Origin of the sequence: Rhizobium sp. LjRoot30 (assembly GCF_964253915.1) — a bacterium.
Taxonomy (GTDB): Bacteria; Pseudomonadota; Alphaproteobacteria; order Rhizobiales; family Rhizobiaceae; genus Metarhizobium.
The window spans coordinates 159,153-172,866 of record NZ_CAXUSG020000007.1 but is presented as its reverse complement, the minus strand read 5'-3'; the positions used below and the strand labels follow the sequence as shown (position 1 = coordinate 172,866).

11 protein-coding genes and 1 pseudogene are annotated in these 13,714 nt (G+C 60.8%); 11 read left to right on the top strand and 1 reads right to left on the bottom strand.

The window, feature by feature from the left end:
* The first annotated feature begins 65 nt into the window (after window positions 1-65).
* The 8 genes and pseudogenes from ACSQ3I_RS15970 (at window position 66) to ACSQ3I_RS15935 (ending at window position 8,423) form a co-directional block, all read left to right on the top strand.
* Complete coding sequence (locus tag ACSQ3I_RS15970; RefSeq protein WP_436000714.1) at window positions 66-992, top strand: MBL fold metallo-hydrolase; 927 nt, start codon at window positions 66-68, stop codon at window positions 990-992.
* Window positions 993-1,278: 286 nt separating this feature from the next.
* Complete coding sequence (locus tag ACSQ3I_RS15965; RefSeq protein ID WP_436000712.1) at window positions 1,279-2,109, top strand: alpha/beta fold hydrolase; 831 nt, start codon at window positions 1,279-1,281, stop codon at window positions 2,107-2,109.
* Window positions 2,110-2,213: 104 nt separating this feature from the next.
* Window positions 2,214-2,675, top strand: coding sequence for a DUF4126 family protein (locus ACSQ3I_RS15960; protein WP_436000494.1), 462 nt, complete (start codon window positions 2,214-2,216; stop codon window positions 2,673-2,675).
* The gene (locus tag ACSQ3I_RS15955) at window positions 2,672-4,033 is read left to right on the top strand and encodes an FAD-containing oxidoreductase (protein WP_436000493.1); all 1,362 of its coding nucleotides are present in this window, start codon (window positions 2,672-2,674) and stop codon (window positions 4,031-4,033) included. Before ACSQ3I_RS15960 ends, ACSQ3I_RS15955 begins: the two co-directional genes overlap by 4 nt.
* 115 nt (window positions 4,034-4,148) lie before the next feature.
* Window positions 4,149-4,949, top strand: a complete 801-nt coding sequence (locus ACSQ3I_RS15950; RefSeq protein ID WP_436000491.1) for an SDR family NAD(P)-dependent oxidoreductase — start codon at window positions 4,149-4,151, stop codon at window positions 4,947-4,949.
* Between the two features lie 171 nt (window positions 4,950-5,120).
* A complete protein-coding gene (locus ACSQ3I_RS15945; protein WP_436000490.1) occupies window positions 5,121-6,263 on the top strand; it encodes a hypothetical protein in 1,143 nt (380 codons plus the stop codon).
* Between the two features lie 208 nt (window positions 6,264-6,471).
* A pseudogene (locus tag ACSQ3I_RS15940) lies at window positions 6,472-7,896 on the top strand (PAS domain S-box protein).
* Between the two features lie 209 nt (window positions 7,897-8,105).
* The gene (locus tag ACSQ3I_RS15935; protein WP_436000488.1) at window positions 8,106-8,423 is read left to right on the top strand and encodes a hypothetical protein; all 318 of its coding nucleotides are present in this window, start codon (window positions 8,106-8,108) and stop codon (window positions 8,421-8,423) included.
* Window positions 8,424-8,575: 152 nt separating this feature from the next.
* Here the strand turns inward: ACSQ3I_RS15935 and ACSQ3I_RS15930 are convergent, their stop codons facing one another.
* The gene (locus tag ACSQ3I_RS15930; RefSeq protein WP_436000710.1) at window positions 8,576-8,818 is read right to left on the bottom strand and encodes a DUF982 domain-containing protein; all 243 of its coding nucleotides are present in this window, start codon (window positions 8,816-8,818) and stop codon (window positions 8,576-8,578) included.
* Between the two features lie 510 nt (window positions 8,819-9,328).
* Here ACSQ3I_RS15930 and ACSQ3I_RS15925 point away from each other — a divergent pair.
* From ACSQ3I_RS15925 to ACSQ3I_RS15915, 3 genes are all read left to right on the top strand, one after another.
* Window positions 9,329-10,387 carry a histidine kinase dimerization/phosphoacceptor domain -containing protein gene (locus ACSQ3I_RS15925; protein ID WP_436000708.1) on the top strand — a complete coding sequence of 353 codons (1,059 nt, stop codon included), beginning with the start codon at window positions 9,329-9,331 and terminating at the stop codon, window positions 10,385-10,387.
* A gap of 73 nt (window positions 10,388-10,460) precedes the next feature.
* Window positions 10,461-11,015: a DUF924 family protein gene (locus ACSQ3I_RS15920; protein ID WP_436000486.1), complete on the top strand. Its 555-nt coding sequence runs from the start codon at window positions 10,461-10,463 to the stop codon at window positions 11,013-11,015.
* A 95-nt stretch (window positions 11,016-11,110) separates the two neighbouring features.
* The gene (locus ACSQ3I_RS15915; RefSeq protein ID WP_436000484.1) at window positions 11,111-13,609 is read left to right on the top strand and encodes a mechanosensitive ion channel domain-containing protein; all 2,499 of its coding nucleotides are present in this window, start codon (window positions 11,111-11,113) and stop codon (window positions 13,607-13,609) included.
* Window positions 13,610-13,714: the final 105 nt, after the last annotated feature.

Here is a 13,714-nt window from a genome sequence, read left to right as displayed (position 1 = left end):
TTTACTCGCCACTCAATCTGTCGCGAGCGAGATTCCTGCTGACAACAACCGTCGGAGGACGACACATGTTTTCGAAATCAGCATGCATCACGAGACGCGACTTCTTGGTGACGACGGCAGCCGCTGCCGCTGTGATGGCTCGGCCAGGCTGGGCCGCCAACCTCCATCGGTTCGAGCACGGCAATTTCGACGTCACTGTTTTAAGCGACGGCTTCCTCACCCTTCCCGCCGACGTCCTGCTTCCTGATGCCTCGGTGGAGGAGCGCAAGCCGATCCTGGCAGCCCTTGGAGGGGATATGAGCGGGGCGCCTGTCCAGGCCAATGTCCCGCTCATCCGTTACGGCAAAGATTTGATCCTGATCGACAATGGTGCCGGCGCGAACTTTCAGGACAGCGCAGGCAGGCTGGCCGGGAACCTGAAGGCGGCGGGCGTGACGCCGGAATCGATCACCAAGATCGTCTTTACCCATGTTCATCCCGACCACTCCGGCGCAACCGTCACAGCGGAGGGCAAGCTTCTTTATCCGAATGCGCAATATTATGTCAGCCAGGCCGAATGGGATTTCTGGACCGACAAGGATTTCGAAACCCGCAGGCCCGCGGCCCTTCATGGCTTCGCCAAGGGCGCGCAACGGGATCTCTTCGCCGTCGAGGGCCAGCTCACGCAGGTGAGGGCGGGCGACGAGATCGTGCCCGGCATGTCGGTCGTCGACACGCCCGGACACACGCCCGGGCATATCTCCGTCGAACTCGCCGGGCGGGATAACCTGTTGATCACCGGCGACGCTTGCACGAACGATGTGATCTTCTTTGCACACCCGCAATGGCATTTCGGCTTCGACACCGATGGGGAACTGGCCCTCAAGCATCGCAGAATACTGCTCGATCGGGCTGCGACCGAGAAGCTGAAGTTGCTGGGCTATCACTGGACCTATCCCGGTGTCGGTTACGCCGAACGGACAGGCGACGCCTATCGTTTTGTCGCCGGATAGGCTGCGGGCAGGCCGCCGCCGGGACACGCGAATTTTTTGCTTATCATCAATTTACGACGCTTTACTCGATTCACACGCAAGACCGGAGCACCGTCCGTCTCGTCGAAACAGAGGCATCCTCGCTTCCACGGAGACGGACATGAACGCCATCGCCACCGCAATGCATCTAAGCGCCACCCGGCGTGATTTCCTCCTCGCAGGAGGTGCGACAGTCGCCGTCGCGTCCCTTCCGAAGTGGGCTTCCGCCGCCACGCAACCAGTTGAAACCGAACAGGGGAATATCACCATGGGCTTTGTAACCACCACCGACGGCACCGAAATCTTCTACAAGGACTGGGGTCCGAAAGATGCGCAAGCCATCGTCTTCCATCACGGCTGGCCGCTCTCGGCCGATGACTGGGACAACCAGATGATGTTCTTCCTCGAGAGAGGGTTTCGTGTCATCGCTCACGACCGCCGGGGCCACGGCCGCTCGACCCAGACCGACACCGGCAACGAAATGGACACCTACGCGGCCGATGTGGCCGAGTTGGCCGAAAAACTCGACCTGAAGAACGCCATCCATGTCGGTCACTCGACCGGCGGCGGCGAGGTCGTTCACTACGTCGCCCGCTCGAAGAAGGGACGCGTGTCGAAAGCCGTCATCATCGGGGCGGTGCCGCCGATCATGGTGAAGTCCGAGAAGAACCCCGGCGGCCTGCCGCTCGAGGTGTTCGACGGTTTCCGTGCCGCGCTTATCGCCAACCGCGCCCAGTTCTACCGTGACGTCCCCTCCGGCCCGTTCTACGGCTTCAACCGTCCCGGCGCTCAGGTCTCCGAAGGCATCATCCAGAATTGGTGGCGGCAGGGCATGATGGGCGGCGCCAAGGCGCACTATGACTGCATCAAGGCCTTCTCGGAAACCGACTTCACCGAAGACCTCAAGGCGATCGACCTTCCGGTTCTCGTGATGCATGGCGACGACGACCAGATCGTGCCTTATGCCGATTCCGCGCCGCTTTCCGCCAAACTTTTGAAAAACGGCACGCTCAAGACCTATCCGGGTCTGGGTCACGGCATGTGCACGATCAATCCGGACGTGATCAACGCCGACCTGCTGGCCTTCTTCCAGAGTTGACGCCTCCGGGCGTTCCAGGCATGCCGCGGGTATCCCGCGCTCCTTTTGCCGATCAGGCATCCGCGGCATATTTCTTCATATCATCAATTTTCAGGGGAACTCCAATGCTTATCCTTCTTGCTATTCTCATCGGCATCGTCGCGGGTTTGCGTGCCATGACGGCCCCCGCCGCCGTTGCCTGGGGCGCTTATCTCGGATGGTTCGACATCTCCCAGAGCAGCCTCTCCTTCATGGGATCGATCTGGGCAGTGGTGATCTTCACGATCCTTGCCGTGGTCGAGCTTGTCACCGACCAGCTTCCCAGCACGCCTTCGCGCAAGGTGCCGGTCCAGTTCGGCGCGCGGATCATCATGGGCGCGCTCAGCGGCGCGACGATCGCGTCCGCGGGCGGGACCCTTGTTGTCGGATTGATCGCGGGTATCATCGGTGCGGTGATCGGCACCTTCGGTGGTGCTGCCGGCCGTGCCTATCTCGCCGGCCGCTTCGGCCGTGACTTGCCTGCGGCCCTCATCGAAGACGTGGTCGCCATCGCGCTCGCACTGGTCATCGTGGCGGCCGTGTCATGAGGGACTATGACGCGATTTTCATCGGAGCCGGGCAGGCCGGGCCGTTTCTCGCCGCTCGCATGGCCGCGATGGGGCGCAAGGTGGCCCTGATCGAACGCAAGTTTCTGGGCGGCACCTGTGTCAATGCCGGGTGCATGCCGACGAAGGCCCTTGTGGCGTGCGCCAAGACCGCCGAGGTAACGCGGCGCGCGGCGGAATATGGGGTGAAGCTCGGCGAACCGCCGACCGTCGACATGGCCGTCGTGGCGGCCCGGGCGAGAAAGGTGACCCTCGATGCGAGAAACGGTCTCGCATCCTGGTTCGACAGCCTCGAGACGATGGATGTGATTCATGGCCAGGCCAGGTTCGTGGCCGCCAAGACCGTGACGGTCGATGGTGAGCAATACACGGCGCCGCAGATTTTCATCAATGTCGGCGCACGGCCACATATTCCCGATGTGCCCGGCCTCGTCGACGTGCCTTATTTGACGAGCACTTCGATCATTGCCCTGGAAGAACTGCCGAAACACCTGATCGTGCTTGGCGGCAGCTACATCGGGCTGGAGTTCGCCCAGATGTATCGACGCTTCGGTGCCGAGGTCACCGTCATCGAGCGCGGACAGCACCTGGCCTCCCGCGAAGACACCGACATTTCCGAGGCGATCGCCGATATCCTGACCCGGGACGGCATCACGGTTCTGCGTGGCCAGACGCTGGCAACCGTCGGCAGGGATGGCGCGGACATCGTTGTAGAGACGGATCGGGAGCGCGTTCACGGCAGCCACGTCCTCGTCGCCGTCGGACGTCAGCCAAACACCGACGACCTTGGTATCGAGTTGGCGGGCATCGAAACCGATCATCACGGCTACATCACGGTCGACGACCGCCTGCAGACAAATGTCGATGGCATCTGGGCGCTGGGAGACTGCAACGGCCGGGGCGCGTTTACCCACACGTCCTACAATGATTTCGAGATCGTCGCGGCAAACTTGCTCGACGGCGGCGACCGCAAGCTGTCCGACCGTATCCTCGGCTATGGCCTTTACATCGATCCGCCGCTCGGCCGGGTCGGCATGACGGAACGCCAGGCGAAAGAGGCGGGACATCGGGTGAAGGTTTCCACCCGTCCGATGAGCCGTGTCGGCCGCGCCGTGGAAAAGGGTGAAACGCAAGGTCTCCTGAAACTCGTCGCGGATGCAGAGACCGACCAGGTGCTCGGTGCGGCCTTTCTCGGCGTCGGTGGCGATGAAGCCGTTCATGGTGTCCTCGAAGCGATGAACCTGAATTCCACGACGGAAAAGCTGCGCTGGGCAGTGCCGATCCATCCGACCGTGGCGGAACTCGTGCCGACGCTGATCGGCGATCTTAGGGAAACATGACGTCCAACCAATCATCAAGACAGGGGAAACGAACATGACCGACAAACATCTCATCCACGCCAACGGCACTCCCGTCGTCGGCAACCTCAACATTGCAGCCGAATAGGAACTTGTCATGAGCAGACCCATCGCATTGATCACCGGTGCGTCCTCCGGTATCGGAGCGGTCTATGCCGACCGCCTTGCCGGCAGGGGCTACGATCTTGTCCTTGTTGCGCGAGACCTCGCTCGCCTGGAAACGAGCGCCAAGAAGCTTTCGGAGAAACACGCCATCGTGGCCACACCTTTGCCGGCAGACCTCGGCAAGCCGGAAGACCTCCAGCGCGTCGCCAAGCGCATCCGGGAGGATGAAGCGATCTCCTTCCTCGTCAACAGCGCAGGGGTGGCGCCGAGCGGCAGCGTGCTGGACGCGTCGGAGACGGATCTCGACCGTTTGGTCTTCCTCGGCGTCGACGTCCTGCACACGCTCACCGTGGCGGCCGCCAAGGCGTTCAGCGCGCGAGGAGAGGGCGGCATCGTCAACTTGGCCTCCGTTGTCGCGCTGATGCCCGAGCGGTTCAATGGCAGCTACGCGGCGGCAAAGTCGTTCGTGCTGACGCTGACGCAGTCCCTCGCATCGGAACTCGACCCGAAGGGCGTCCGGATCCAGGCCGTGCTGCCGGGCTTTACCCGCACGGAGATATTCGAACGCGCCGGTGTGGACAGTTCCGGCATTCCCGCCGGCATGATCATGGATGCAGGCCATATGGTCGATGCGGCTCTCGCCGGGTTCGACATGGGTGAGGTCGTGACCATTCCGTCGCTCGGGGATGACGGGTTATGGTCCGCTTTCGACCAGGCCCGGCATGCTCTCGCGCCGCATCTCTCACTGGACAAACCCGCTCCGCGGTACTTGCCGGGAGTGGCGGCCGAATAGGTGTCGCGACGTCGCATAAAACGATCCGATTACCGTGTTTTGTGTATTTCTCCGCCGGCAACATTCGTACGCTTGTCGGCGGAACTCTGATAAAATCCGGTGGGGCATGTCCGTTGGGGAACGTGACGAGATGTCTCCGTAGCCGGCTATCGATTTTTTGGGGGATTTGTCATGGCCAAGTATTCGACGTTGAAAATTGTCGGGCTTCTTGCCGCGGCGGGCGCTTTTATGCCCGCGGTGGCAGAGGCGCATGTGAAGTGGTTTGCACCCTATATCGTCGGCGCGCCACCGCAGCCGATCGGCACCGTTCTGGGTAATGTCTGGTTCTGGACGGGCATCGCGCTCGTCATCGTTTTTTTCGCCCTGACGCGCCTGGTCGAGATCAGCGCTTTCGGCGATCGTGTCCATGATGGCCTCGACTGGGCGACGAATGCCCTCTGGAACCGGCTCGATGACTATGTCCGCGTGACCGTCGGCGCCTTCTTCGTGGCGATTTTTGCCGTCGGGGGCGTTTATCTGACGCCCGATCTCAAGACGCCTGCCGAATGGGTTTCATGGCTGCAGCTGCTGATCGCCACCTGCATCTTCTTCCGGCCCACCATGCCCCTGGCGGGCATCGGCATCATTGCGCTCTGGCTGCTGGCGATCCGGGACTACGATCTTTTCCATCTGTTCGACTATCTCGCGCTCGGTGTCGGCGTGGCGGGATATCTGATCCTCGAACCGTCGAAGAACGAGGCCTTGCGCTCGCATCGTTTCGAAGTGCTGCGCTGGGGCCTGGCGATCGCCCTGATGTGGTCCAGCCTTGAGAAGTTCGCCTATCCGGACTGGTTCTATCCTCTTGTCGAGGAGAAGCCTTTCCTGACCTTCGGCATGCCGCGCGACGTGTTCATTCCCATGGCCGGTATCGCCGAGTTCACCATGGGCTTCGGTCTGCTCTGGACGCCATTGATCCGCCGCCTGTCGGCCGTGGCGCTCATCGTCATCTTCACCGCCGCCGTCTGGCCCTTCGGCCGCATCGATCTGATCGGCCATGGCCTGATCATGGCGATCCTCGTTGCCGTGGCTTGCGACCAATGCCGGAAGACCCGGTTTCTGCCGGCGCTGAAGGTGCACCTGCCGGCGATCCCCGGCGGCATTGCCGCGGCGTTGGTCGTCTTCATGACGGGATACTGGGGTCTGCATCTGGCCTTTTACGGTGCGGAAGGGTTCACGGGGCCGGCCACCGCCGAGCGTGCCACGCATTCGCACAACAAAGAGCATCCGCACGGTCCTATATCCGACACCGGCATCGGTGCCCCGCCGACGAAGTGAGCTAGAGGATTCCGTCTGGGCGGTTTTGATGAATTTTTTCATCAGGTTTTCAATGCTGGAGTATTGGGAGCCATTCGCCTTTTGCTCTCGCTTTGCGTCATCGCGTCTGTTAGTCGTTTGATCAACATGACGCTTTTCGTCATGCCCAATCCAAGTCCAAGGGCCAATGTCGGATCAAAATCCTCCTGCTCATCCGTCGGCCACCAACATGGCAGCGCTCATTGCTTCCTACGACTGGGCGAGCACCAGCCTCGGCGCGGTTTCGTCGTGGCCGATACAATTGAAGTGCGCGGTCGATCTCGCCCTCCCTGCCCAGGCACAGATCGTCATGTTCTGCGGCCCGGAATTCGTGGCGATCTATAACGATGCCTACGCCCCGACGATTGGCAACAAGCACCCGCAGGCGCTCGGCCGGCCCGGTCGCGAGTTTTGGGCGGAACTCTGGGATGATCTCGAACCGCTGCTTCGCCACGTTCTGGAGACGGGCGAGACGGTGTCCGCCAAGGACTAGCCATTCTATATCGAGCGCCATGACGAGCCCGAGACGGTGTATTTCGATATCTCATATTCGCCGGTCAAGGATGACGCGGGAAATGTCGTCGCTGTCTTTTGCCTGGTGAATGAAACGACCGATCGTGTCGGTTATGAAATTACTCTCCGTCGTTTGGCCGCGATTGTTGCTTCGTCGGAAGACGCCATTCTGGGCATCGATCTCGACAAGATCATCACCGACTGGAATGGCGGGGCGGAACTGCTGTACGGCTATTCCGCCGAAGAGATTGTCGGCCGCCCCGTCTCCATTCTTATTCCGGAAAATCGTCTGGATGAAGAGAAGCGCATCATTGATCGCATCAGCGCCGGAGAGCGGGTCGAACCACATGAGACGGTGAGAAGGCACAAGAGCGGGCGCCTGGTGGAGGTCTCGCTTTCTGTTTCGCCCATCAACGACGCTTTGGGTCGTGTTGTCGGCGCGTCCAAGATCGCGCGGGATATCACGGCGAGGAAGGAAGCGGAGCGGGTCCAGAACATCCTTATCGGCGAGCTCAATCATCGCGTGAAGAACGTGCTCGCGACGGTGATCGCGATTGCGCGTCAAACCTTTGGCCGTGCCACGGATATGGAGTTGGCCACATCGTCATTCGATGCCCGCCTTCGCAACCTTGCTCGTGCTCACGATCTTCTCACCTACGGCAGTTGGAACAACGCGATCATGGGCCGGGTGGTGGCGGAAGCGCTGTCGCCTTATCCCGCAGACCAGATTCGTGTCGAAGGACCTGAGCTGGATATTCCGCCCAAGGCTGTGGTTGCCCTTGCACTGATCCTGCATGAACTGGCGACAAACGCCGCGAAGTATGGTGCGCTCTCGGTGCTGACCGGACGCGTCGAAGTCTCGTGGGTTGTCGAAGGATCGGACGACATTCGTCTCAAGCTGCTTTGGCGTGAGACAGGGGGGCCATCGGTGAGCCCGCCTTCGCGCACGGGCTTTGGATCGAAGCTGATCACCAGTCTTGTGGAAGGACAGCTGCAGGGCAAGTGCGACATCGCCTACGATGCGGACGGCGTCCACTGCAAGATCGTCGTGCCGTTGGCAACCGACTGGGTTGATGGAGACCACGAGGTCTCGACCTCGTAGATCATTTTTCGCTTTTTCTCCGAAACGCGAAAACGCTGCATCCTTTTGTTTTCACACAATTCCGGACGCAGGACCGCGGCCCGGTTCTGCTGGAATTGCCGTTGCAGCTGAGTGGATGTAACGCGCGAAACAGACGATGTGCGTCGGATATCCTAGTGTCTGGTCATCGGCGGACGAAGGGTTCGCCTCCCACTGGAAGGATAGACCACATGTTCCGCAAGACCCTGATCTCCGCAATGGCCACCATCGTTCTCGCAACCTCGGCCGTCTCTGTTACCACCACGACTGCTTCGGCAAGCGACCGGGACCTGGCTGTCGGCCTCGCCGTCGGTGCTGCAGCCCTGATCATCGGTGCCGCTGCCTATGAGGAACACCACGATTACGATCGCCACTACAAGCGCAAGCACCGCCGCCATCAGTACAATGCCGGTTACAGCGGCGGCGAATGCTTCGAAAAGGCGATCCGCAAATATGATCCCTACTACGGCAAGAAGGTGATCGTCGGCTACCGGACCGTCTGCCGCTAACACCATCGTACCCAGCCTAAAGAAAAGCTCGCCGGAAATGGCGAGCTTTTTTTATGGCGGACAGTCAAAACGCAAGCGAAGGGCCTCTGTCGGAGGTCCTGAAATCGTGGTCGGCCCAGGGAGCGATGTTTCCGAAAGGGTTTTCGAAAACCTCAATGGAACTTCAGGTGCGCCTCTTTCGCCGCCGTCATGAAGGCCTCGCGAGCCTGTTCGGCACTCTTCCGGCCATCAATGGCGGCGCGGCAGATGCTGCGGGCGGCGACATATTGCGGGCCGCGGCGGTCGGGCCAGAGGTGTGCCAGGCAATTGAGGGCTTCGAGCGGTCCATGCACTTCGTGCACGTCGTCCTGCTGGAAGCCGATTTCCAAGGGTTGGTTCCAGACGATCTGTTTCATCATGTCCTCCTCATCATGCCAAACAACGACAAAGCACGCCGTCCGGTTCCGGCTGGCCGAAAGGTTGGCGTGCTCACTCCTCCAAAAACAGCATATCGCAGAAGCCAATCCGAAACCAAGGAAATACAATCGTTTCGGGTGAAGGGGTGACGACAAAAAAATTGAATAAAAATCGAACGGGCGGGGAACTTTCTGCCGTCATCCACGTTAATGGTCCCGGTGGCCGGCAAGGTGCCGGCTGAAATTTGATATATGTCCATGATCCTCTGCAGGGATGATAATTCATTTTCTTATGGGTACGAATTCTTTGATATCCTTGCCCGCCGGTAAATTGCTGCCCGACGCCCCTCTTTCAGCTGTGTGTTCCTTTCGGGGAAGCGCTGGAAAGCGCCGCCACAGGCTGCTTGTGTGTTTGAGGTGCGTGAGACAGCCAATCGGCAAGATCACTGTCCTGAAAACCGCGCCGCGTGAGGCTGGCCTCAGTTTGACCGGCGAAAGCGAATGGCTGTCATGAGCGAGCAGGCAGCGGCGACCGGCGCAACCCGGATCCTCTACATCGACGATGACGAGGCGCTTTCCCATCTGGTGCGCAAGAACCTGCAGCGCCGCGGCTACGAAGTCCACTGCGCCGCCGATGGGTTGAGCGGGCTGACGCGCATGCGCGAGGGCGGTATCGATGCCGTGGCGCTCGATCATTTTCTCGGCGGCGAAATCGGCCTCGATATCCTGCGCTGCATCGTCGAGGAGGCGAGCCATCTTCCGGTGATCTACGTGACCGGATCCAGCGATACCGGCGTTGCTGTCGCCGCCCTGAAGATGGGCGCTGACGATTATGTCATCAAGAATGCTTCGGATGATTACGTAGACCTTCTCGCCGTGGCGCTTGAGCAAGGGCTGGAGCGGGCGCGCTATCGACGGGAGACCGCTGAAGCCCAGGAAGCCATTCGCAGGGAGAGGGACCGTGCCGAACTGCTGCTGGCCGAGGTGAACCACCGTGTTGCCAACAGTCTCGGGCTGGTGGCCGCCCTCGTGCGCATGCAGGCCTCGGTCACCAAGGACAAAGCGGCCGTCGATGCCCTGCAGGAGACGCAGGTGCGTATCAATGCCATCGGCAGCGTCCACCGCCGCCTTTATACCGGCGTGCATGTCGGCCAGGTGGATTTTTACGACTATCTGTCGAGCCTGCTCGGAGAACTCGAAAACTCGATGCATGACGAGCGGCGGCCACATCGCGTCAAGCTGACGTCGCCGTCGCTGTCGTTGCCGACGGACAAGGTCATCACCATCGGCCTGATCATCAGCGAGCTGGTGACGAATTCCTTCAAGTATGCCTTCGACGATGGACAGCGCGGCGAAATCCGCGTCTCCGTGGAAAAGTGCGAGGGGGACCGCATCAGCGTCACGGTTGAGGACGACGGCAAGGGTTTTGAGCGCGGCGAGCCGATCAAGGGCACGGGTCTCGGGACCAAGATCATGACGGCGATGGCCTCGAGCCTGTCCAGCGAGATCGTCTATGACAGCGGCCGCGGTGTCGGGGCGAGGGCGACCATCGAGTTTTCCATCACATGAACACGTATCGTCTTTCTCTCGTCACCGTGGCGACGGATATGTCGCGGTGTGCGGAAAGGCATGGAGGAATGGCATGGCTACAGTTGTCGAACAGCAGAACGATGTTCTGGCATTCTGGTTCCAGGAATTGACGCCCGAGGATTGGTTCCGCTCCGATCCCGGTCTCGATGCGACCATCACCGCCCGGTTCCGCGACGTGCATCTTTCGCTGGCGCATGGGGTCGGCGAAGAATGGCGCTCATCCGCCATGGCGCGTCTGGCGGCCATCATCGTGCTCGATCAGTTTCCGCGCAACATGTATCGCGGCACGCCGTTGGCCTTTGCCACCGACGGGCTGGCACGGCGGGAGGCCGAGCTGGCGATCGAGGCGGGAGCGGACCTGCAGGTCGCCGATGCCATCCGCTGCTTTTTCTACATACCGTTCGAGCATTCCGAGGATCTTGCCGACCAGCACCGGGCGGTGGTGCTGTTCGAAACGCTCGGTCATGCCGTCTACCTCGACTATGCCGAGCGTCATCGCCAGGTGATTGTCGATTTCGGCCGTTTCCCCCATCGCAATGCCTTCCTCGGGCGCGTATCGACGGAGGCGGAAAAACTCTATCTGTCGCAGCCGGGGGCAGGTTTCTGAGCGAGGTATAAGCGTCTGCGCCTTCATGCCGCCTTTCTTTCCTTTAGGTAAAAGGGGCGGTATTTGTACGAATCTCCTGGTTTGGAAGGCCTCCTTTGCGCATCTTCAATTTTCCGTTTCATCTGTTGCTGCTTCTGTCGTTGTGCTTTGCCGCGGCTCCGATGTCTATCGTCGACGCCGCCGCTCAGGATCTGCCCCAGGCGGCTGCAAACGAAGAGAAGGAAAAGCTGAACGAGACGATCGACAAGGGCCGCACGGATCTGACTGCAGCCCGCGGCCGTATCGATGCGCTGAAACAGCAGGTGGAAACGCATGCCGATGACGATGCGCGTCTCGTCGATCTCAAGGCGCAGGTGGATGAGGCAACGCGGGCGATCATCGCCATTTCGGTGAGCTTGCGCCCGCGGTTCGAAGCCATCAAGAGCCGCCTGGCCGAACTCGGGGATCCGCCGGCGGAAGGCCAGCCGCCGGAGGCCGATATCGTCACCAGCGAGCGCAAGCAGCTCGGCACGGAACGGTCGCTCATCAATGCGCTGACGGGCGAAGCCGAAGATCTTTCGATCAGCGCCACCAGTCTTTCCAACCAGATCACCGATATTCGCCGACGACTGTTTACGGAAACGCTGTTCAAGCGCCTGGATATCTCGGCAGAATCGTTCAACATCGCGGGAAGCGCCTTGGTTGCCGAAATGGCAGATCTGCAGCGCGCTTTCGGAAGCTGGATCAAATTCGTCTGGAAATTCAAGCGGCTGCCGCTGCTGTCAGCGGTTCTCCTCTCGCTTGTGGCGGCTCTGGTTTTCCTCGTGGGCAGCTATCGCCTTTTCGGGCATTTTACCCACCGCGACGGGACCATCGTCGATCCGCCCTACATCGCCCGCCTGTCCTTCGCCTTCTGGTCGACGATGATCCAGACGTTGTCACTCGTGGCGCTTCTCGCTGCGTCGTTCTTTTTCATGAACAGTTTCAACGTTTTGCGAGCGGATATCGCCCCGATCATATCCTCTGTCCTCGGTTTTGTCGGCGCCGTCTATTTTGTCGGGAGATTGACACATGCGGTTTTCGCGCCGGGGCGGCCCGACTGGCGCCTGGTCAGAGTGTCGAATGCCGGTGCTCACCAGCTCGACTGGGCGGTTCTGACGATGGCTGTCGTCAGTGGTGCGGATTATGTCTTCAGCGACGTGAGCGAAGCGCTGGGTTCCCCCGTCATTCTGACGGTGATGAAGAGTTTCGTGGCATCGTTGATCATCGGCGCCATTCTTTTTGTCATATCTTTCCTGAGGCCGGTCCTGGCGCCGAGCGGCGATGCGGAGGAGCGGGGCAGGCCATGGCCTCGGCTGATGGCCATCCTTTTGCGGTTGACGGGCATTGCCTTGGTGGTCGCGTGTGTCACGGGTTATGTCGGGCTTGCCCGTTTCGTCGCCACCCAGATCGTGCTGACCGGCGCCGTGGCAGCCACGATGTACATCGGCATCCTGTGCGGCAAGGCGGTGGGCAAGCGCGGGGCCTTTGCCGAGACGCGGCTTGGCGTCTATCTCGGCGAGCGTTACGGATTGGGGCCGGTGGCACTCGACCAGATCGGCCTTGCCGCCGGGTTGGGCGTCTATGCATTCGCGCTGCTGACGGGCGTCCCGCTGATCCTGCTGTCCTGGGGTTTCCAGGTGGGCGACCTGGAGCAATGGGCTTACCGCCTCTTCACCGAAATTCGCATCGGCAATATCACCATCTCGCTGATGAGCATTCTCGGCGGCGTCCTGCTGTTCGTCTTCGGCCTGCTTTTGACGCGCTGGCTGCAGAAATGGCTCGACGGCAACGTCATGGACCGGTCGCAGATCGATACCGGCGTGCGCAACTCGGTAAAGACGGGTGTCGGTTACCTCGGCGTGGCGCTTGCCGGCCTGATCGGCATTTCGGCGGCGGGACTGGACCTGTCGAGCTTCGCGCTCGTTGCCGGTGCCTTGTCCCTCGGTGTCGGTTTCGGTCTCCAGAACATCGTCTCGAATTTCGTCTCCGGCCTGATCCTGCTGGTCGAGCGACCCTTCAAGGTTGGTGACTGGGTGGTGACGGGTACGACGGAAGGCTTCGTCAAGCGCATCTCCGTGCGCGCCACCGAGATCGAGACGTTCCAGCGCCAGTCGATCATGGTGCCGAATTCGCTGTTCATCAACGCATCCGTCGGCAACTGGACGCATCGCAACAAGCTCGGCCGTGCCGATATCTCCGTCGTCGTCAGCTATAACAGCGATCCGCGCCGGATCATGCAATTGTTGAAGGAAATTGCCGAAGGGCATCCGAAGGTGCTCCGCAACCCGGCGCCGATGGCGATTTTCAGCGCCTTCGGCGAGTCGACGATGACGTTCGAGCTGCGCGCCTTTCTGGCCGATATCGTCAATGGCGGCGAGGTGCGCAACGATCTGCGCCTGGCGATCTTCGAGCGCTTCCGGGAGGAGGGGCTGGGCATGCCCTTCAAGAAGGACGAGGAGGTGCCGAAGGATCCGCCCGCCGAAGAGGAAACGCGCGAACAATTGCCTGAGGCCAAGCCGGAAACGCGTCCCGCGCCGGTCGTCAATGCACAGAGCGGCAAGACCATCGGCTGAACGACAGCCATATGGCCCATTCAGGCGTTATTCAGTTCGATTGCACTAGAGAGTAGGCAAACGTCTCGACCGGCAGTAAGCTTGGACCGAGGCGGGCCGTTATAT

What these genes read in the sequence shown, in the direction of transcription:
- ACSQ3I_RS15935 (WP_436000488.1), top strand. Translation starts at nt 8,106, where the DNA reads ATGTTCCGCAAGACCCTGATCTCCGCAATGGCCACCATCGTTCTCGCA.
- ACSQ3I_RS15945 (WP_436000490.1), top strand. Translation starts at nt 5,121, where the DNA reads ATGGCCAAGTATTCGACGTTGAAAATTGTCGGGCTTCTTGCCGCGGCG.
- ACSQ3I_RS15965 (WP_436000712.1), top strand. Translation starts at nt 1,279, where the DNA reads ATGGGCTTTGTAACCACCACCGACGGCACCGAAATCTTCTACAAGGAC.
- ACSQ3I_RS15950 (WP_436000491.1), top strand. Translation starts at nt 4,149, where the DNA reads ATGAGCAGACCCATCGCATTGATCACCGGTGCGTCCTCCGGTATCGGA.
- ACSQ3I_RS15920 (WP_436000486.1), top strand. Translation starts at nt 10,461, where the DNA reads ATGGCTACAGTTGTCGAACAGCAGAACGATGTTCTGGCATTCTGGTTC.
- ACSQ3I_RS15955 (WP_436000493.1), top strand. Translation starts at nt 2,672, where the DNA reads ATGAGGGACTATGACGCGATTTTCATCGGAGCCGGGCAGGCCGGGCCG.
- ACSQ3I_RS15960 (WP_436000494.1), top strand. Translation starts at nt 2,214, where the DNA reads ATGCTTATCCTTCTTGCTATTCTCATCGGCATCGTCGCGGGTTTGCGT.
- ACSQ3I_RS15925 (WP_436000708.1), top strand. Translation starts at nt 9,329, where the DNA reads ATGAGCGAGCAGGCAGCGGCGACCGGCGCAACCCGGATCCTCTACATC.
- ACSQ3I_RS15930 (WP_436000710.1), bottom strand. Translation starts at nt 8,818, where the DNA reads ATGAAACAGATCGTCTGGAACCAACCCTTGGAAATCGGCTTCCAGCAG.
- ACSQ3I_RS15970 (WP_436000714.1), top strand. Translation starts at nt 66, where the DNA reads ATGTTTTCGAAATCAGCATGCATCACGAGACGCGACTTCTTGGTGACG.